Raw genomic sequence first — 19157 nt, forward strand, 5'->3', positions numbered from 1 at the left:
GCGTACGAACGCCTCAAGCTCAAGCGCGGTCGCTGTAGGCGAGCTTGACGATGTGGTCGCGGATGTCGGCGGGCCAATCTGCGATCAGTCCGGTGAAACGCCGCCGGTCATCCGCAAACAGTGCGCGCGAAGCTTCCTCGAACTGCGGCAGATTGCCGGCCATGGTCGACATGAAGTGATAGGCCGCATCGCGCGCCTGCCGCGCGCGATCCTTGTCGCCGCTGGCACGCCGCGCCTCTTCGACAAGTTTCCGCAGCGCGACCGAAGCGCCGCCTGCTTGCGCGCTGAGCCACTCCCAGTGCCGCGGCAGCAGCGTCACCTCGCGCGCGACCACGCCGAGCTTCGGCCGGCCGCGGCCGCGCGGCTCGCTCGGCGATGGGGTGTCCTCAACCGGGGGCGGGACAAGCTTCGCCAGCCGCGCCAGCACCTCGCGGTCTCCGCCGCGCAGATCGAAGTCGATCGTTCGGCCCGTGGCGTCCTCGAAGATGATGATGGGCTCGTCGGGCCGCTCCGTCATCCGCTTGATGACCAGCGCGACCTCTCCTGCCGGCCCGGAGACCAGGCGACGATGCCCTTGGAAAGCGGTGAAAGTCTTCTGCATTGGAATCATTGCCATATTCGTCGCGATTGGCGACTTTAATACCCGGGTAAATTGCTGAGGTCAATATACCCGGGTTAAAATATCCGACCGGATGGCTCGACATTGTGTTCCCGGGCTGGCACGAACGGCGCGGCCGATCGACCATGCCTAGCCCCGGGGACCACGCGATGCTGACCGTTCATCACCTCAACAATTCCCGATCGCAGCGCGTGCTGTGGCTGCTCGAGGAGTTGGGCGTGCCCTACGAGATCGTGCGCTATCAGCGACAGCCGGACATGCGCGCGCCGAAGGAGCTGCGCGCCATCCATCCGCTCGGCAAGTCGCCCGTCGTCACCGACAACGGCAACACCATCGCTGAATCCGGCGCGATCATCGAATATCTCATCGCCACCTACGGCAACGGCCGGCTGGTCCCGCCGCCGAACACGCCCGAGCGGCTGCGCTTCACCTATTGGCTGCACTATGCGGAAGGCTCGGCGATGCAGCCGCTGCTGCTCAAGCTGCTGTTCACGCTGATGCCGAAGCGCGCGCCGGCGTTGCTCCGCCCGCTGGTACGCAAGGTCTCGAACCAGGCGCTCACCGCATTGGTCAATCCGCAGCTCAAGCAGCACATGGATTATTGGGAAGGCGAGCTCGGCAAGAGCGAGTGGTTCGCCGGCAACGAATTCACCGCCGCCGACATCCAGATGAGCTTTCCGCTCGAGGCAGCCCAGGCGCGCGGCGGGCTCGAGCTTGGCCACCCCAAGGCGATGGCGTTCCTGGAGCGCATTCATGCACGGCCGGCGTACAGTCGCGCCCTCGAAAAGGGCGGGCCGTATCAGGTCGGACGATAGTTAGCCTTCATCAGTCCGCGTGCAGCACGCGCCCGCGCGTCTCCGGCAGCGCGAAGGCGGCGATGAAGAACAGCGCGTAAGCCACCACCGCGAACATCGCGATCGCATTCGCAAGCGACGTCGTCGCCGACAGCGCTCCGACCAGGAACGGAAACAGCGCGCCGATGCCGCGGCCGAAATTGTAGCAGAACCCTTGGCCCGAGCCGCGCAGTCGCGTTGGATAAAGCTCGGTCAGGAATGCGCCGACGCCGGAGAAATAGCCCGAGGCGAAAAAGCCGAGCGGGAAGCCGAGCACCCACAGGATTTCGTTGGTGAGCGGCAGCTGCGTGTAAAGCAGCACCACCGCCATCGCGCCGATCGAGAAGGTCAGAAAGAGATTGCGCCGTCCGATCCGGTCGGCGAGCCAGGCGCCGGTGAGATAGCCAATGAAGGAGCCGATGATCAGCGTCGAGAGATAGCCGGTCGAGCCGACGATCGACAGATGCCGCTCCTTGGTCAAGAACTGCGGCACCCAGAAGGTGACGGCGTAATAGCCGCCCTGGCAGCCTGTCGCCATCAGCGACGCCAGGATCGTGGTCTTCAGGATTGGACCGGAGAAGATTTCCCAGAGCGCCGGGCGATTGCCGCTCGCCGCCTGCTTGGCGCGGGCCTCAGCCGCGATCTCCGGCTCGGTCACGGAGCGGCGGATGTAGAACACCAGCAGCGCCGGCAGCGCGCCGACCACGAACATCCAGCGCCACGCCGTCTCCGCCGGCAAAGCCGAGAACAGGATCGCCTGCGACAGCACCGCGAGGCCCCAGCCGACCGCCCAGCCCGACTGCACCGAGCCGACCGCACGCCCGCGATATTGCGGCCGGATCGCTTCACCCATCAGCACGGCGCCCGCCGCCCACTCCCCGCCGAAGCCGAGGCCCAGCACCGCGCGTGCGATCAGGAGCTGTTCGAAATTCTGCACGACCGCGCAGACCAGCGAGAAGAACGAGAACCAGATGATGGTGATCTGGAGCGTTCTGACCCGGCCGATATGATCGGAGAGATAGCCGCCGAGCCAGCCGCCGATGGCGGAAGCCAGCAGCGTCACGGTGCCGGCGAGGCCGGCCGATCCCGCATCGACCTTCCATAGCGCGATGATGGTGCCGATCACCAGCGGATAGATCATGAAGTCCATGCCGTCGAGCGCCCAGCCCGCGGCGCAGGCCCAGAACGTCCGCCGCTCCGGCGCGTTCATGTCGCGATAGAAAGCAAGAAGGCTGGTGTCCTCGATCTCGGCGCGTTCGATGCGCTGGTTCGGATCAACGGTGGTCATGTGCGTTTCCCGACAGTGTTTTCTTTTGCGGCCTCTTTGGCCTCGCGGTGGTAGCACGCGCGGCGGCCTGCGCAAGCCGGCCGCCGGCCTTCGCGCCATGCAACGACAGAGTTACTGCCCCGCTGCTTCCGCACCCCGGCTACGCGGATCGGGCGCGCCGAGCGGACCGTTGGCGGTCACCGCAATCGAATTCGCCGATGTCTGCCCCATCGGCGTGACGATGAGATGATCCATCGCCTTCAGCTCGAGCAGCACATTGTCGGGAAATCCGCTCTCGATCCGGACCTCGTCGGGCAGCCATTGGTGGTGCAGCCGCGGTGCGGCCACGGCGGCCGCCACGTCCATCTTGTAATCGAGCACGTTGACGATCACCTGGAGCACGGTCGAGATGATGCGGCTGCCGCCGGGCGAGCCAGTCACCAGAACCGGCTTGCCGTCTTTCAACACGATGGTCGGCGACATCGAGGACAGCGGCCGCTTGCCCGGCCCGGGCAAATTGGCCTCGTAGCCGACAAGGCCGTAGGCATTGGAAGCGCCAACCGCCGCTGTGAAATCGTCAAGCTCGTTGTTGAGCAGCACGCCGGTGCCGTCGGCGACGAGGCCGACGCCGTAACTGAAGTTCAGCGTATAGGTGTTGCTGACTGCGTTGCCGCTGCCGTCGACGACGGAAAAATGCGTGGTGTTGCTGCCCTCGTGCGGTGAGGTCGCGGTGGAAACGAGCTGTTTCGACGGCGTGGCGCGATCGGCGGAGATGGTTGCCCGCAGTTTAGCGGCGTAATCTTTGGCGGTGAGCGTCCCGATCGGTGCGTTGACGAAGGCGGGATCGCCGAGATAGCGCGCCCGGTCCGCATAAGCGCGCTTCATGGCCTCGATCAGCAGATGCAGCGAAGCCGGCGATCCCTGTTTAAGATCGGCGAGCTGAAAACCTTCGAGGATATTAAGCGTCTCCACCAGCACCACGCCGCCCGATGACGGCAAGGGCATCGACACGATGTCATAGCCGCGATAGGTGCCGCGCACCGGGGCGCGGATCACCGCCTGATAGGATTTCAAATCGGCCGGCGTCATGATGCCGCCCGCGTCGGCCACGGCCTTGGCGAGTTTCTCCGCGACCGGCCCCTCATAGAAACCGCGCGGGCCCTGTGCGGCGACAGCCGACAGCGTTTCGGCGAGATCGCTCTGCACCAGCCGGTCGCCTTCACTGAGTGGCGTGCCATCAGGCCGCGAGAAGATCCTGGCCGAGGAGGGCCAGCGCACCAGCCGCTTGTGCCAGCCCGGGAGCGTGTCGGCGATGTCGTCGCCGACGAGGAAGCCATCGCGGGCGAGCGCGATTGCGGGCTCGAGCAGTTGCGCCAGCGTGAACCGGCCCGAGCCATATTTTTCCAGCGCCAGCGCAAGACCCGCAACAGTGCCGGGCACGCCGACGCCGAGCGCGGAATCCCGCGACTTCGCCGCATCGGGCTTGCCGTCGGCACCGAGGAAGATCTGGGGCGTGGTCGCAGCCGGCGCGGTCTCGCGATAATCGATCGTGATGTCTTCGTTGCGCTCAGTGGAATGAATCACCATGAAGCCGCCGCCGCCGATATTGCCGGCGCGTGGATAGGTCACGGCCATCGCAAAGCCGGTCGCGACCGCGGCGTCGACGGCATTGCCGCCGCGCCGCAGGATGTCGGCGCCGACCTGCGCAGAGATTTTCTCCTGCGCCACCACCATGCCGTGCTCAGCGGGAACGGCATGCACCGTGTCGAGCGCGGGCGGTACATAGGCCCGCCGCGCATCCTGCGCGGTCGCGGCCGGAAGTCCGAACGCCAGAGTGGCAAGGAAGGCGAAAAATGTCCGCCGTGTCGAAAAAGACGACATCATCAAACTTCCGCAAAGGCCATGGGCAGTTCACATGCAGCGCTGCAATGCTATACGGTTTGCCCAGACAGAGGCAAAACTGTTCGTGATGAGGATTATGGAGTGACGACGATCGCCCCGGATGCGCGCATCGCCGGCGCGCAGCGGACCTATCCGCCGCGTAGCGCCGTCGTCAGCTGGATCTTCTTCGACTGGGCCGCGCAGCCTTATTTCACGCTGATCACGACCTTCGTGTTCGCGCCCTATTTCGCCACCGGCATTGCGCCGAATCCCGCCACCGGGCAATCGCTGTGGGGCTTTGCGATGGCTGCCGCGGGCCTCGCGATCGCGTTGATGTCGCCGGTGTTGGGGGCTATCGCCGATGCTTCAGGCCGCAGGAAGCCATGGATCGCGGGATTTGGCGCAGTGCTGGTGCTGGCATCCTGCACGCTGTGGATCGGGAAGCCCGGCGATCCCTCGATCATTCCGCCGCTGCTCACCGCGGTCGCGCTCGCCAGCGTCGGCGCGGAATTCGCCACTCTCTTCAACAATGCGATGATGCCGACGCTGGTGCCGCCGGAGCGCATCGGCCGGCTTTCCGGCACCGGCTGGGCGACGGGCTATGTCGGCGGCATCGTCAGCCTGATCATCGTGCTCGGCCTGCTTGCAGCCAATCCTGAGACCGGCCGCACGCTGCTCGGGCTCACGCCTCTGTTCGGGCTCGATCCCGTCAGCCATCAGGGCGACCGCGCCGCCGGACCGTTGACCGGGCTTTGGTTCATCATTTTCGTGACGCCGATGTTCCTGTTCACGCCGGACTATCCGGCGAAGCGCCCGGTGCGCGAGGCGCTGCACGAAGGCTTGTCGGAGCTGAGGCAATCGATCAAAGGTCTGCCGCAGCAGAAATCGCTTGCGGCGTTTCTACTCGCCAACATGATCTACACCGACGGTCTGGTGTCGCTGTTTGCCTTCGGCGGCATCTATGCTGCCGGCACGTTCGGCTGGCACACGATCCAGATCGGCACCTTTGGCATCATGCTCGCGATCGCCGGCGCGTTTGGCGCGTGGTTCGGCGGCAAGCTGGATGATCGCTTCGGGCCGAAGCGCGTGATCGCCGGCAGCATGCTGATCCTGTTGCTGGCGCTGGCGGCGATCCTGCTGGTCGACAAGGATTCGATCTTCTTCATCAAGGTCGCGCCGCCCGCGCCCGGCGGTGCATTGTTCGCCGCTGCGTCAGAGCGCGCTTATCTGGTGCTGGGCTGCCTGATCGGTGCAGCCGGCGGTCCGCTGCAAGCCGCCTCACGCACGCTCCTGATCCGTCTCGCACCGAAGGACCGCATCGCGCAGTATTTCGGTCTGTTCGCGCTGACTGGGAAAGTGACGTCCTTCATCGGCCCGCTGCTGATCGGCGTGATCACCGCGGTGACGGCGAGCCAAAAGGCCGGCATGGCCGTGCTGGTGGTGTTCTTCGTTGCGGGGCTGGCGCTGTTGATGCGGGTGCGGGAGTAGCTTCGTAGCCCGGATGGAGCGAAGCGCAATCCGGGAAGGTCTCTCCGTGAGGCGAGAACCCGGATTTCGCTTTCGCTCCATCCGGGCTACCGCCATTCAATCAATGCCTGAAGTGCCGCGTGCCCGTGAACACCATGGCGATGCCATGCTCGTCGGCAGCCTTGATGACCTCGTCGTCGCGCATGGAGCCGCCGGGCTGCACCACGGCGGTGGCGCCGGCTTCGATGCAGGCCAGCATGCCGTCGGCGAACGGGAAGAACGCATCCGACGCCACCACCGAGCCCTTGGTGAGCGGCTCGGCGAGCTTCAGCTCGGCGGCCGCATCCTGGGCCTTGCGTGCCGCGATCCGCGCTGAATCGACCCGGCTCATCTGGCCGGCACCGATGCCGACGGTGGCGAGATCCTTGGCGTAGATGATGGTGTTGGACTTGACGTGCTTCGCCACCCGAAACGCAAACTTCAGGTCGCGCATCTCGGCATCAGTGGGCGCGCGCTTCGTGACAACCTTGAAGGTCATGTCGTCGACCACGGCGTTGTCGCGACTCTGCACGAGGAGACCACCCGCCACCGTCTTGGCGGTGAGGCCGGGCGCGCGCGGATCGGGCAGGCTGCCGGCGAGCAGAAGCCGCAGGTTCTTACGCGCGCCGATGATGGCGATCGCTTCCTCGCTTGCGTCGGGCGCGATGATCACCTCGGTGAAGATTTTCGTGATCTCGCGCGCGGTGTCGGCATCGAGTGCGCGGTTCATCGCGATGATGCCGCCGAAGGCCGAGGTGGAATCGCAGGCCAGCGCCTTGCGGTAGGCGCTGACGAGGTCGGAGCCCTCCGCGACGCCGCAGGGATTGGCATGCTTGATGATGACGCAGGCCGCGGTGCGCTTGGCGTCGAACTCGCCGATGCATTCATAGGCCGCATCGGTGTCGTTGATGTTGTTGTACGAGAGCTCCTTGCCCTGGAGCTGCCGCGCGGTCGAGACGCCCGGCCGCTTGTCGGGGGTCGCATAGAACGCCGCAGTCTGGTGCGGATTCTCGCCATAACGCAGCGACTGGATCAGCCGGCCGCCGAAGGCACGGAAATCGGGCGCGTCGATCTCGAGCTGGCGGTTGAACCAGTTCGAGATCGCGGCATCGTAAGCTGCGGTGCGCGCGTAGGCTTTGGCGGCAAGGCGCCGGCGCAGCTTCAGCGTGGTCGCACCTTTGTTGGCGGCGAGCTCGTCGAGAACGGCCTGGTAGTCCTGCGCCTCGACCACGACGGCGACGTCGTCATGGTTCTTCGCGGCGGCGCGGATCATCGCGGGGCCGCCGATATCGATGTTCTCGATGCAATCCTCGAAGCCCGCGCCTTTGTCGACGGTCGCCTCGAACGGATAGAGATTGACGACGAGGAGATCGATCGGCGCGATGCCATGCGCCGTCATCGCATCCGCATGGTCCTTGTTGTCGCGGATCGCGAGCAGGCCGCCATGCACCTTCGGATGCAGCGTCTTGACGCGGCCATCCATCATCTCGGGGAAGCCGGTCAGCTCGGAAACGTCCTTCACCTCAAGGCCGGCCGCGGCGATCGCCCTCGCGGTACCGCCGGTCGAGACCAGTTCGACATCGTGCGCGGCAAGCGCCTTTGCGAATTCGATCAGGCCGGTCTTGTCGGAAACGGAGAGAAGGGCGCGGGTGACGCGGCGGGGATGGTCAGTCATGAGCAAGATCCTCTGTCTGAAGGAGTGTCTATGCCCAGGCGCGCGGCTTCTCAGTCCCGCGCTTCCCGATGGTGCTCCATCCAAGGTCGCCAGTCGCGCGAGCGAGGGCTCGATAGCAGTTTTCGATCGCTTTCACAACGTTCAGATCGGGCCGAATCACATGCGTCTACAGCGGAAGTTCCGGCTCCCGCCGCGCATTTCTGCGGGCATTCGTGACTGCCGGCGAGGCGCTGGAGCGGACAAAACTCCAGCGGATCGAGGGCGCCTGCCGCGCATCCTGGCGGATCACGATCTGCGCGGTGCGGCGCGGGCCGTCATTGCCGGCCAGGGACACGCTGTCCTCGAGCTCCACCTTGTCGTCGAGCGCCTCGAAGGTCCAGACGTCGCGGTTCGGTAGCACCAGCATGACGCCGCGGGCGTCGGACAGCCGGCTCGCCTTCACCGCCGGGTGCAGATGGAATCGCAGCGCGAAATCGGCATCCGGACCCTTGAAGCGTCCGCCTTGCGGCGGCGACAACGTGTCCTCGCCGTCGATGCGCGCGCCGTCATTGGCGATCATCAGCACGCGGCGATGGATCGCGCCGAATTTTGTCAGGTAACCGTCATGCGACGTCGTGAGCAGCGTGCCGTTCTGCACGATTTCGCGATAGCTCTCGACCTCGACGGGGCCGCTGGTGACCGGAGCACCGTGCAAGAGCCGCTTCATCGCCGACATCTCCACGAACTGGCATGACGAGGTGTCGTGATAGGTCAGCGTCGAATGCGCCGCCGTGCCGCGTGCGAACGGCCGCCAATTGTCGCGGCCCGTGGCCGGCATGCCGCAATTGGTGACGATGCGGCTGATGCCGGAGGACAGTTCGAACGACAGGCAGCCGGCATGGGCGTCGTGGCTGACGCTGGCTGCCGGCGGCGGGCCGGTGTCGATGATCAAAGTGGTCTGGCCCGCATCGAGGCGCTGGAAACCGGTGTGCGGCATGTTCGACATCGGCGCGCCGTGGGTGTCGTCATAGGCAAGCAGCGTCGCGAGCAGGTCCGAGGGCGTCGCGCTCATGCCGTTGAACAGCGCGAAATTGCCGTCGCCGTGGCGGAAGAAGCGCAGCATCGGCATCATGCGGTCGATCGCGTTGAGCAGCGCGGGCGGCGGCGCGATATTGCGCGCGGCAAAGGTCTGCCGCAGCGGCAACAGGTCGATCAACAGCTCGATCAGCGCGCCCGGGTTGCGCGAGACATGGCCGCCGTCGGGCAGGATCTGCCGCTGCAATTCATCGGAGAGCTTTTTCGAGGTGCTGCGGATGTGACTTGCCTGGTTGGCGAGGCACAGCGCCGCATAGCACAGCGCGATCAGCACCTGGAGCTTCGGCACTCCGTCGGGGATGTTGACCATGGTGTAGCGCAGCAAGCGGATTTCGCGCGCCAGCGCGCGCAGATAGCGGCGGTAGAATTTGTTGTCGGTGTCGTTGAGCACCAGCGGCGCCTGCGACAGCAGGGAGATCACGCGCCGCGCCAGCACGTCGGCGCGTCGCGCGACGGGACGGCGCTTGCTGGCAGGGTTGCCGATCCAGTCTTCGATCAGCGAGCGCGCATTTGCGCGCGTCAGCGCGGTGTCGGCGGCGCGCAAATGGCGCAGCCAGCCGAAGCCGAGCAGCGCGACCTCCCAATCCTCCGAGGGCGGCTCGAGATCGAAGATCGATCGACCGTGGCAGTTGACGATCTTGCCGGCGAAGACGAAGCGGCCGGCATAGATCTCGGCGGCGCGGGTCGCATCTGCGGTGCGCAGATCATGCGGCGCGATGATCAACCGGTCGGCGCGGCCAGGCCAGACCCGCGACAGGGCGACGGAACCGCCGCTCGCGCGCGCGAGCATGTTCCGCGCGAAGCGGTTCATCACCAGCGTCGAGATACGTCTGCGTTGAGCGACCGACACGCCTTGCCTTGATGGGGGAGAGGATTCCGACGAATCCTTATTAATCCCAAAATCGGACGGCCGACACCACCTTGAACGACGCGAATCAGCGCCGTAGTTGCAAAATCCAGTGCAAAATCAGGATTTAACGAGCCGGGCCGCGAAAAATCCGTCGAGCCCGCCGAGCTTGGGATCGACGTTCGGCAGATGGCTGGGCAGAGTGCGCAAATCGCCCTCGGCGGTGATGATCTCGCTGAGCCCCGACACCTCGGACGCATCGATCGGGACCCGGCGAAGCCCGGGCTCTGCGGCCAGCAGCGCGGCGACCGCATGCTCGCCCTCTTCGGGTTCCAGCGAGCAGGTACAGTAGACCAGCGTCCCGCCGGGCTTGAGCAGCGAGACCGATTTTTGCAGCAGCCGCCGCTGGAGCACGGTCATTGCGGCGATATCGGATTCCTGCCGGAGCCAGGAGACATCGGGGTGGCGGCGGATCGTCCCGGTCGAGGTGCAGGGCGCATCGATCAGGATGCCGTCGAAGCCATCGGCAGGGCCGGCCCATTCCGCGGCGTCGGCGACGACAGTCTCGGCCTGGAGCGACAACCGCGTCAGATTTTCACGCAGCCGCGCCACCCGGGCAGGCGAGCGGTCGATGGCCGTGACATGCGCACCGGCCTGCGCCAGCTGCGCGGTCTTGCCGCCGGGAGCGGCGCAGAGATCGGCGATGGATTTGCCCTTGATGTCGCCGAACAGCCGGGCCGGCAGCGCAGCGGCGGCGTCCTGCACCCACCATTGTCCTTCGGCGAAGCCGGGAAGCATGGTCACCGCGCCGTGCAGCACCGTACGCACCGATCCCGTTGGCAGCACTTCGCCATGTAAGCGGCTCGCCCATTGCGCGGCGTCCGACTTCACGGTCAGATCCAGCGAAGGATCGTGGCTGAGCGCGAGCGCCATGTCCCTTGCGACCGTCTCGCCGTAATGCGCGCTCCAGCGCGCGACCATCCAGGGCGGCAGGTCCAGCGACTGCGCCGCAACCTCGTCCACCAGCGCCTTGCCCTCGCGGGCGCAGCGGCGCAGCACGGCGTTGACGAGGCCGGCATAGCGCGCGGCGCGCCGGTCGGATTGCACGAGGCGAACGGAGAGATCGACGGCCGCGTGATCGGGCACATCCATCCAAAGGATCTGGGCAGCGCCGATCAACAGCGCGCTCTGCGCGCGCGGCGCGTCGGAGGGAATGCCCTTGTCGAGCAAGCGGGACAGCACATGGCCGAGCGTGCCGAGCCGGCGCAGCACGGTGGCGACCAGGCGGCGCATCAGCGCGCGGTCGCGATCGGGGAGCGTCTTCAGTCCGGGATGGGCGCCGCTGCCGTCGAGCTGCTCGTCAAGCGTGCGGTGCTTTTGCAGCACGCCGTCGACGATGTCGGCGGCAATCCGCCGCGCCGCGAGACCGGGCACTTCGGATGGAGGAGCGAAACGTTGAGAAGGCATGCGGAAACAAGGTTCTGAGCGAGCGGCAGTTCGCCGTAATGGGCGCATGCCTTGAGAAGGCGATCTCTGGCACGCGAATATGCCAAATGTAAGAATCGCTTCCGGGTTTTTCAGCCCTTTCGGAGCCATTTCAGGAATGCGTTATTGGGCGTCGCGTCGCGGGCCGTCCCGCGCTAGAAAGCCGACGATGAGTGACCAGCCTCCCGTTTCCGACCGCAAGCAGCTCACACCGGCCGCCCAGCGTGCGCTGGCCGAGGCCGAAGCGCGCCGGCAGGCTGCGGCAGTCCGAGCCAAAAACGACGGCCAGGCGACGCCAAAGGAGTTGCAGGGGCCAAAAGGACCCGAACCGACCCGCTATGGCGATTGGGAGCGCAAGGGCATCGCTTCCGACTTCTGAGCTCTGTGCCGGCCGCCCGGATGATGCCGGGCAAGACCGGTCCCGGCCGCTACAGATAATCATGCTCCCGGAGATAGCGGATGATGCGTTCGCAGGCCGCCTCGGTTGACAGTTCCGAGGTGTCGATGGTGATCTCCGGCGCCTGCGGTGCCTCGTAGGGATCATCGATGCCGGTGAAACCCTTCAGCTCCCCTGCCCGTGCCTTGCGATAGAGTCCCTTCGGATCGCGGCGCTCGCATTCGGCGAGCGGGGTCGCGACATGGATCTCGATGAACTCGCCTGCCTCGACCCGCTGGCGGGCCAGCTCGCGCTCGCTGCGGAAGGGTGAGATCAGCGCGACCAGCGCGACCATGCCGGCATCGACGAACAGCGCTGCGATCTCCGCGACGCGCCGGACGTTCTCCATCCTCTCCGCACTGGAGAAGCCGAGGTCGCGATTGATGCCGTGGCGCAGATTGTCGCCGTCGAGCAGCGCGGCGTGGCGTCCGAGTTCGGCAAGCCTGCGGTCGACGAGATCGGCGATCGTCGATTTGCCGGCACCGCTGAGGCCGGTGAACCAGAGCACGCAGGGCCGCTGCTGCTTCAGCCGTGACCGCACGGATTTATCCACCGCAAGGTGCTGCCAATGAATATTGGTGGCCGCCCGCAGCGAGAGGTCGATCATCCCCGCGGCAGCCGTGCGGTGACTGATCGGATCGACGAGAATGAAGCTGCCCATGTCGCGGTCGTCGCGATAGGCCTCGAACACCAGCGGACGGTCGAGGCTGAAATGGACGTAGCCGATCTGGTTGGCATCGAGCGTGGCGGCGCTCTCCAGCGCCATGGTGTCGATGGCGATACGGTGCTTGAGCGTCGTGATCACCGCGCCGGTCGAGGCCGTGCCGCATTTGAGCAAATAGCGCCGGCCCGGGACCATGGCCTCGTCGTCGAACCAGACGAGATGGGCGGCCAGTTGATCCGAGATCAGGGGCGCGGGTCCTGCCGTCAGCACGTCGCCGCGGCTGACGTCGATCTCGTCCGCCAAAGTCAGCGTCACCGAATCGCCCGCCACAGCCCGGTCGCGCTCGCCGCCGGGTGTGAGAATGCGCGCGACTTTCGTGCGACGGCCCGAGGGCTGCACGGCGATGCTCTCGCCGGTCGCGATCGTACCGCTGGCGATTCGCCCGCAGAAGCCGCGAAACTCCGCATGAGGCCGGTTGACCCATTGCACCGGCAGCCGGAACGGCCGCCGCGAGACGTCGCCGGCAACGTCCACCGATTCCAGATAGGCCGTGACGGTCGGCCCGGCGTACCAGGGCATCCGCGCGCTCGCGGCGACGATGTTGTCGCCGTCGGGCGCAACGACCGGGATGCACTGGACCTGGGAGATCCCGAGTTGACCGGCCATGGTCAGATATTCGGCGGTGATGGCCGCGAAGCAGTCCCCGTCGAAGCCGATCATATCCATCTTGTTCACGGCGAGCACGACGTGGCGGATGCCGAGCAGCGACAGGATGTGGCTGTGGCGCCGTGTCTGCGTGATCACGCCCTTGCGGGCGTCGACCAGCACCACGGCGAGATCGGCGTTGGAGGCGCCGGTCGCCATGTTGCGCGTATACTGCGCATGCCCGGGCGTGTCGGCGACGATGAAGCGCCGCAGTTTGGTGGCGAAGAACCGGTAGGCGACGTCGATCGTGATGCCCTGCTCGCGCTCGGCCTGCAAACCGTCGACCAGCAGAGCGAAATCGAGATCGCCGCCGGTGGTGCCGGACGTTTTGCTTTCCGAGGCGAGCGCGTCGAGCTGGTCGTCGAGGAGCGTCTTCGAATCGTAGAGCAGGCGGCCGACCAGCGTGCTCTTGCCGTCGTCGACGCTGCCGCAGGTGACGAAACGCAGCGTCGGACGATCGTCGTCCTGTTCGAGCCGCGGCACGTCGGTTGCGGCGATCGTGGGGGCCTCGTGATAGGACATCAGAAGTAGCCCTCCGCTTTCTTGCGCTCCATCGATGCGGGACTGTCCCGGTCGATCATGCGTCCCTGCCGTTCCGAGGTGCGTGATGCCATCATCTCCCGTACGATCTCGGGCAGAGTTGCCGCCGTCGAGATCGTCGCGCCGCTGAGGGGATAGCAGCCAAGGGTGCGAAACCTGACGGAGCGCCACCGCGGCTCTTCGCCTGCAAGCAGCGGCATCCGTTGATCGTCCACCATGATTAGCGCGCCGTCGCGCTCGACCACCGGGCGCGGAGCTGCCAGATAGAGCGGAACGATCGGGATGTCCTCGAGCAGGATGTAATCCCAGACGTCGAGCTCGGTCCAGTTCGACAGCGGAAACACCCGCATGCTCTCGCCGGGCGCGAGCATCGTGTTGTACAGGCTCCACAGCTCCGGCCGCCGGTTCTTCGGATCCCAGCGATGCGCCGCGCTCCGGTGCGAGAACACGCGCTCCTTGGCGCGCGCCTTCTCCTCGTCGCGTCGCGCGCCTCCGATCGCGGCGTCGAAGCCGTGGAGGTCGAGCGCCTGCCGCAATGCCTGCGTCTTCATGACGTCGGTGTAACGGGCCGAGCCGTGGGTGAAGGGATCGATGCCCTGGTTCAATCCGTCGTCGTTGGTATGGACGATCAGATCGAGGCCGAGATCGCGTGCGCGCTGGTCGCGAAACGCGATCATCTCGCGGAACTTCCAGGTCGTGTCGACGTGCAGCAGCGGAAACGGCGGCTTGCCGGGATGAAATGCCTTCATCGCCAGATGCAGCAGCACGGAGGAGTCCTTGCCGATGGAATACAGCATCACAGGCTTGCGGAATTCGGCCACCGTCTCCCGCAGGATGTGGATGCTTTCCGCCTCCAGGCGCTGGAGATGACTGGTGACGCTGTGGCGCGCCGCGGGTTGATCGGAGGCGCCGCGCACTGGCGCCTCTATCGCGGAATCGATCTGAGCGGTCATGCGGCCGTGCCCAGGCGGTCGCCGAACAGGCGCATCGCAGTGTCGGCGTCCAGCGAGAGGTCGTCGACGCAGGCCGCGACCGAGGCGCGGTAGATGTCGTTGATGCCGTAGCGTTCGATGACCGCCAGCTGGGCATCGCTCAGTGACGCCGTCTTGCGGCCGCGATAGCGGTAGGCGGTGTCCGATCCATGAAGGCCGACGACGGTGTAGACCTTGGGCTCGCTGAGGAAGGTGACGCCCGAACCCTTCGATTCGATCTGCCCGCGCTCCCGCCAATCGGTGACGGCGCTCTCGGTGAAGCGGGCGCCGAGGCCGAGCCGGTCGAACAGCTTTCGCACCGAGCCGGTCGCGTCCTTGCTGGCTTCATAGACGTAGCGGGTGACGGCCACACCCTGCCGCCTTGCGTAGCTTTCGACGCGAAGGGCGTTCAGCGTGGAGATGACGTAGTTCTGGATCAGCCGGTCCTCCGGAACGCGGTCCGACCATTTCTCCAGCCACGATGCGAGTGAGCTGGCGGGATCGCGGTCGAGCATGATCATGTGGAGCTTGTCTGCCGGCCAGCCGGCCTCGATCAATGGCAGCAGCGGCAGGAACAGGCTTTCGGCCAATACATAGGGCCCCGCCATTTCCTTGCTGAAGACGTGCGGCTGCTCCGCCGCGACCGGCACGGCCCAGGGCTCCCCCGCGTTTCCGACGAGACGATGGCGCAGGATTGCCTTCACCGGCTGGAAATAGGAGGGCATCCCGGCGACGCCGAAGAGGTTGGTGAGCGCGGTCGAACCTACGCGGCAGCGCCCCCATGCGCAGTAGAGCGTCGGGAAGTCCTCCGGAGCCCAGTGCCGGAACGCCTCGCCAAGGCAGTCCCTCACCTCCCACATCAATTCGTCCAGCGCGGCGGGCCGCGTCTGATACTTGCCGTCCGGCGCGAGCACCATCGTATCGAGCGAAGGATCGTCGCGGCGGACCAGATCGGCAAGGCGGTCGGTTTCTTCGACTGACGTCGTGATGGTGCTCATCTTCGGACCTTTCGGGTTGAGGATCGAATCGACCACGATCTGTGCGCGGCGCATGTTGACGTCGACAGCGGCGGCGTAGAAGTGTGTACCCTTGGTGGGGCCACCGACCGCATAGATGTTCGGATGAGGTGTGCCGTGGCGGTCGTGGACACGACTGTCGTCGTAGCCGCAGCGAATCCCGCCGAGCGCGTCGAAGGCGATGAGCCCCTGTCGCTGCATGTCCTGATAGAGCGGGCTGGCATCCGGCCGGTAGGACGGTCCTGTCGCGTCGATGACGCAATCGACGTCGTGATGATCGCCCTCGCCCAGGATCGCGCGAAATCGGCCGTCAATGGCGGTCACCCTGCGTAGCCGGGCGCGCGCCGAGAGCCTGCCCGACCGCATCAGGTCGCGGATACGGATCGCGTTCTCCAGCGGCATCGCCGAACGGTTGCGAAGCCAGCCGGAATTATAGAGGTCCATGAAACGCATCTTCTCGGCATCGCTCATCCGGCTCCAGGCGTCGCACATCACGTCGATGACGCTGACGAGATAGGAGTGGACGTTGAGATCGCCGGTTTCAGCTCGCAAGATGTTGCGCTCGAGATCGCTCAGTGCGTCGCCATCGACGTTCCGGCATGACAGGTCGCAGCGAATCCCGGTGGTCTCCAGCAGCAGTTCGGACAGACGGGCGGCAAAGCCGTCGGCCTCGATCCGCTCACGGCTGGTCACATAGCGATGCAGCGCGTCGCGGAAGTCGTTCGTGGTTGCGGGAACAGTCGCCGGCTGCACCGTGGGAAACAGGCCGCTTCTGGAGAGGCAAGTCATCCTGACGGCTTGGTGGGTCTTGGCCAGCGCCGTTGCAGTGTCGACCGCGCTGAGCCCGCTTCCGAGGATACCGATCTCGAAGCCGTCGCGATCCGCGAAGGTGAATTGCGCATAGGGATCGCGGAGATAGTTCGGGTTTCCTGTGAGACCGTAGTGATCGTCGGGCGCGTTGTGACCGGTGCAGAGGACCAGCAAAGACGAGATATGCGTGATGTTGCGGTCGGTCGTCAGCAGGACATCGCGATCCGGCGAGAGCCGCATGCGGACGATTTCGGCATCTTCGACATGGACGGACAGACCGGCGCTGCGGCATTGAGCGATCGCGGCCAGTCGCACTGCGTCGAGATAGTCCCTGTAGACCATCCGCGGCAGATGCTTGTTGCCGTGGCAGCTGAGACCGCGGACCCGAAGCCAGCGCAGAAACTCCTCCGGATCGCCCGGACGGATCGACATCGTCGACGCCTTCATGTTGAGCAGGTGGCGATCGCTCTGCGTGCGATAGGCCGTCCCACCATCGAAGCCGGATTTATCGAAGAGCTGAATTCCGCTGATCGCGTGGTGGTCTCGTCCCGATGTGGCGAGCTCCGCCAGATGACGCAGGATCGTGATGCCGGTTGCGCCGCCGCCGACAATGCTGATGATCATCGCTCAATCCCCCATTTGCCATGTTTGACCCAGGCGCGAGCGGGGGCTCGGCGTGGGGGCCTCCCAAAGCCGTTGATTGATGGACGGGTCGGAAAGTGGCGTGCGGCCGGCCTCAGGTCGGCCGCATGATTTGCGGCGCCTCAGGCGGCCCGCACCGTGTCAAGGAACTTTGCGACCTCGTCCTTGAGGCGACCGCTCTCGGTCGAGAGCGAGCGCGCGGATGCGAGCACCTGCGTCGACGCCGAACCGGTGGCGCTGGCGCCGTGACTGACCTGGGCGATCTTGTCAGCGACCTCGACCGTTCCCTTGGCGGCTTCGCTGACGTTGCGTGCGATCTCGGCGGTTGCAGCCCCCTGCTCCTCGATGGTGGCAGCAATGGTGGTCGAGATGTCCGAAATCTTGGAGATGGTCGTACCGATCTCCTTGATGGCGCCGACGGAATCTTGCGTCGCGGTCTGCATGCCGGCAATCTGTGCGCCGATCTCGTCGGTGGCACGCGCGGTCTGGGCCGCGAGTGCCTTGACCTCGCTGGCCACCACGGCAAACCCACGGCCGGACTCGCCGGCGCGTGCGGCCTCGATGGTCGCATTGAGCGCCAGAAGGTTGGTCTGCTCCGCAATCGCAGTGATCAATTTGACGACGTCGCCGATCCGGCCTGCGGCCTTGAGCAATTCATTGATCCGGGCGTCGGTGCGCTCGGCCTGCTGCACCGCCTCGCCGGCGATGTGGCTGGAATCATGGACCTGACGGCCAATCTCGACGACCGACGCGCTCATTTCCTCGGCAGCGGATGCTACGGCTCCGACGTTAGCGGATGCTTCCTCTGAAGCTGCGGCCACCATTCCGGAAAGCTGCTCGGTCTCTTCGGCCGTTCCCGACAGCGTGCCGGCGGCGGATTCGAGCTGCTGTGAAGCGATCGAAACCGAGTTGACGATGCCGCCGACCGCATCCTCGAACGCGTTGGCGAGCCTCATCATCTCGTTCTTGCGTCGGGCGGTCGCTGCGGCCTCCTGATCCTTCTGCTCGGCCTCCATCTGCTCGATGCGGATCAGATTGTCCTTGAACGTGCTTGCCGCACGGGCATTGTCGCCGACTTCGTCGCCGCGGGAGGTGTAGGGAATCTCGACGGCCTTGTTGCCTCCGGCGAGCTGCAGCAGCACGTCGCCGATGCGGCGGATGGGCCGGGCGATGCTCAGCACCGAAAATAGCGCCGAGCCGGCCAGGACCAGGATCACGAGGACGCCGACGATCAGGCTGACTTGGGTGGCCTGCTCCAGCGCGGTGACGAGCTGGGTCTGCCGCAGAGCCATAAACTCATTGTTGGCGGCGACCAGCTTGTCGACACGCGTCGTGATTTCCCTGGCGGCCGGAAGCACCCGCTCGTCGAAAATGCGCCTCTTCGCTTCCTCCGCCTTCATGACTGTGCCGGTTGCCGCCTTGTAGCGCCCCGCGAGCCCGGCGAGCGCGTCGATTCCATCAGCGATATCCTTGTCGCCGGCGGACTGACGAACCTGCTTGAGAACGCGGATCATGGCGTCGGCCCGTCCGGCGATATGGTCCTTCTGCGCGACGTCGCCGGTCGCCGTGAAATGCCAATCGGCCGCGCTGACCGCCTTGAACAAGGCGTCGGCTTCGCGCAACGCGACCTCGACGTTGAGGTGGTTCTGCGATGCGACGAGTGCGGACGACGCCAGCAGTTTCTCGATAGCCTTGTTCCAGGCCTCTTCGATCTGGTTTGCCGCGGCGAATTCGGTGACGGCGGTGCGACGTGCCTCGCCAAGATCGTTGCCGGCCTTCAGAGAGGCCTCGAGCAGGCTCTTGACCTCGCGGCAGAGCTCTTTGGCTTCGGCGCGCCTGGACCGCTCCAATGCGGCGTCCATTTCGGTTGTGGCAGCGGCGATGGAGCCGCGCAACGTTTCGAGATGTTTGCCGAGACCCTCGGCTGAGGATGCGGATCCGATTTCCGCTATGGCGAGGCGTGCCCGGGTCACTGCGAGCTCGGCCCCTTGGGCATTGGCCTTGTTGGCGGTGTTGATGACCACCAGCCGGCTCAGATCCGCGATCTGCTCGTTGCGGACGAGCTGGTTGGCAAGCATGCCACCGACGAGAAGGACCCCCGCGCTCGCGGTCAATCCGAGCTTTGTACCGATGCGAAACTTGAACGATGCCATGCTTACCGCTCCCCCACACGCATACCGAGTACT

13 protein-coding genes and 1 riboswitch are annotated in these 19157 nt (G+C 65.7%); of the genes, 3 read left to right on the plus strand and 10 right to left on the minus strand.

Annotation, left to right across the window (positions count from 1 at the left end; genetic code table 11):
* Nucleotides 1-19: 19 nt before the first annotated feature.
* Nucleotides 20-616: a DUF2239 family protein gene (locus AC0L30_RS32810; RefSeq protein WP_473406109.1), complete on the minus strand. Its 597-nt coding sequence runs from the start codon at nucleotides 614-616 to the stop codon at nucleotides 20-22.
* Between the two features lie 152 nt (nucleotides 617-768).
* Between AC0L30_RS32810 and AC0L30_RS32815 the strand changes: the two genes are divergently transcribed.
* Nucleotides 769-1434 carry a glutathione S-transferase family protein gene (locus tag AC0L30_RS32815; RefSeq protein ID WP_473406110.1) on the plus strand — a complete coding sequence of 222 codons (666 nt, stop codon included), beginning with the start codon at nucleotides 769-771 and terminating at the stop codon, nucleotides 1432-1434.
* Between the two features lie 10 nt (nucleotides 1435-1444).
* On the opposite strand, the gene AC0L30_RS32820 is transcribed toward AC0L30_RS32815, so the two are convergent.
* Both AC0L30_RS32820 and ggt read right to left on the minus strand, forming a co-directional pair.
* A complete protein-coding gene (locus AC0L30_RS32820; RefSeq protein ID WP_007598667.1) occupies nucleotides 1445-2740 on the minus strand; it encodes an MFS transporter in 1296 nt (431 codons plus the stop codon).
* A 111-nt stretch (nucleotides 2741-2851) separates the two neighbouring features.
* Nucleotides 2852-4603: a gamma-glutamyltransferase gene (ggt, locus tag AC0L30_RS32825; RefSeq protein WP_473406111.1), complete on the minus strand. Its 1752-nt coding sequence runs from the start codon at nucleotides 4601-4603 to the stop codon at nucleotides 2852-2854.
* A gap of 99 nt (nucleotides 4604-4702) precedes the next feature.
* Here ggt and AC0L30_RS32830 point away from each other — a divergent pair, with 99 nt between their 5' ends.
* Nucleotides 4703-6088, plus strand: coding sequence for an MFS transporter (locus tag AC0L30_RS32830; RefSeq protein ID WP_473406112.1), 1386 nt, complete (start codon nucleotides 4703-4705; stop codon nucleotides 6086-6088).
* Nucleotides 6089-6188: 100 nt separating this feature from the next.
* Here AC0L30_RS32830 and purH read toward each other — a convergent pair whose 3' ends face one another.
* The 3 genes from purH to AC0L30_RS32845 all read right to left on the minus strand — a co-directional run bounded on the left by purH (nucleotide 6189) and on the right by AC0L30_RS32845 (nucleotide 11169).
* Nucleotides 6189-7781 (minus strand): bifunctional phosphoribosylaminoimidazolecarboxamide formyltransferase/IMP cyclohydrolase, encoded by a 1593-nt coding sequence (gene purH, locus AC0L30_RS32835; protein ID WP_473406113.1) that lies wholly within the window; start codon nucleotides 7779-7781, stop codon nucleotides 6189-6191.
* Nucleotides 7782-7806: 25 nt separating this feature from the next.
* Nucleotides 7807-7888, minus strand: a riboswitch (ZMP/ZTP riboswitch).
* Between the two features lie 59 nt (nucleotides 7889-7947).
* The gene (locus tag AC0L30_RS32840; RefSeq protein WP_354200390.1) at nucleotides 7948-9666 is read right to left on the minus strand and encodes a heparinase II/III family protein; all 1719 of its coding nucleotides are present in this window, start codon (nucleotides 9664-9666) and stop codon (nucleotides 7948-7950) included.
* Nucleotides 9667-9822: 156 nt separating this feature from the next.
* Entirely contained in the window at nucleotides 9823-11169 is a 1347-nt protein-coding gene (locus AC0L30_RS32845; RefSeq protein ID WP_473406114.1) for an RsmB/NOP family class I SAM-dependent RNA methyltransferase, read from the minus strand.
* A 187-nt stretch (nucleotides 11170-11356) separates the two neighbouring features.
* Between AC0L30_RS32845 and AC0L30_RS32850 the strand changes: the two genes are divergently transcribed.
* Nucleotides 11357-11566 carry a DUF1674 domain-containing protein gene (locus AC0L30_RS32850; protein WP_088941367.1) on the plus strand — a complete coding sequence of 70 codons (210 nt, stop codon included), beginning with the start codon at nucleotides 11357-11359 and terminating at the stop codon, nucleotides 11564-11566.
* A 49-nt stretch (nucleotides 11567-11615) separates the two neighbouring features.
* On the opposite strand, the gene cysC is transcribed toward AC0L30_RS32850, so the two are convergent.
* The 4 genes from cysC to AC0L30_RS32870 form a co-directional block, all read right to left on the minus strand.
* Nucleotides 11616-13514 carry an adenylyl-sulfate kinase gene (gene cysC, locus AC0L30_RS32855; RefSeq protein WP_473406115.1) on the minus strand — a complete coding sequence of 633 codons (1899 nt, stop codon included), beginning with the start codon at nucleotides 13512-13514 and terminating at the stop codon, nucleotides 11616-11618.
* Nucleotides 13514-14485 carry a sulfate adenylyltransferase subunit CysD gene (gene cysD, locus AC0L30_RS32860; RefSeq protein WP_473406116.1) on the minus strand — a complete coding sequence of 324 codons (972 nt, stop codon included), beginning with the start codon at nucleotides 14483-14485 and terminating at the stop codon, nucleotides 13514-13516. Before cysD ends, cysC begins: the two co-directional genes overlap by 1 nt.
* Nucleotides 14482-16953 (minus strand): FAD/NAD(P)-binding protein, encoded by a 2472-nt coding sequence (locus tag AC0L30_RS32865; protein WP_473406117.1) that lies wholly within the window; start codon nucleotides 16951-16953, stop codon nucleotides 14482-14484. Before AC0L30_RS32865 ends, cysD begins: the two co-directional genes overlap by 4 nt.
* Before the next feature lie 140 nt (nucleotides 16954-17093).
* Nucleotides 17094-19124 carry a methyl-accepting chemotaxis protein gene (locus AC0L30_RS32870; protein ID WP_473406121.1) on the minus strand — a complete coding sequence of 677 codons (2031 nt, stop codon included), beginning with the start codon at nucleotides 19122-19124 and terminating at the stop codon, nucleotides 17094-17096.
* Nucleotides 19125-19157: the final 33 nt, after the last annotated feature.

The organism is Bradyrhizobium sp. MI1.11, from assembly GCF_055811255.1.

Excerpts from the sequence above, each read along its gene's own strand:
- AC0L30_RS32810 (WP_473406109.1), bottom strand. The coding sequence starts at position 616 with ATGGCAATGATTCCAATGCAGAAGACTTTCACCGCTTTCCAAGGGCAT.
- AC0L30_RS32815 (WP_473406110.1), top strand. The coding sequence starts at position 769 with ATGCTGACCGTTCATCACCTCAACAATTCCCGATCGCAGCGCGTGCTG.
- AC0L30_RS32820 (WP_007598667.1), bottom strand. The coding sequence starts at position 2,740 with ATGACCACCGTTGATCCGAACCAGCGCATCGAACGCGCCGAGATCGAG.
- ggt (WP_473406111.1), bottom strand. The coding sequence starts at position 4,603 with ATGATGTCGTCTTTTTCGACACGGCGGACATTTTTCGCCTTCCTTGCC.
- purH (WP_473406113.1), bottom strand. The coding sequence starts at position 7,781 with ATGACTGACCATCCCCGCCGCGTCACCCGCGCCCTTCTCTCCGTTTCC.
- AC0L30_RS32840 (WP_354200390.1), bottom strand. The coding sequence starts at position 9,666 with ATGAACCGCTTCGCGCGGAACATGCTCGCGCGCGCGAGCGGCGGTTCC.
- AC0L30_RS32845 (WP_473406114.1), bottom strand. The coding sequence starts at position 11,169 with ATGCCTTCTCAACGTTTCGCTCCTCCATCCGAAGTGCCCGGTCTCGCG.
- AC0L30_RS32850 (WP_088941367.1), top strand. The coding sequence starts at position 11,357 with ATGAGTGACCAGCCTCCCGTTTCCGACCGCAAGCAGCTCACACCGGCC.
- cysC (WP_473406115.1), bottom strand. The coding sequence starts at position 13,514 with ATGTCCTATCACGAGGCCCCCACGATCGCCGCAACCGACGTGCCGCGG.
- cysD (WP_473406116.1), bottom strand. The coding sequence starts at position 14,485 with ATGACCGCTCAGATCGATTCCGCGATAGAGGCGCCAGTGCGCGGCGCC.
- AC0L30_RS32865 (WP_473406117.1), bottom strand. The coding sequence starts at position 16,953 with ATGATCATCAGCATTGTCGGCGGCGGCGCAACCGGCATCACGATCCTG.
- AC0L30_RS32870 (WP_473406121.1), bottom strand. The coding sequence starts at position 19,124 with ATGGCATCGTTCAAGTTTCGCATCGGTACAAAGCTCGGATTGACCGCG.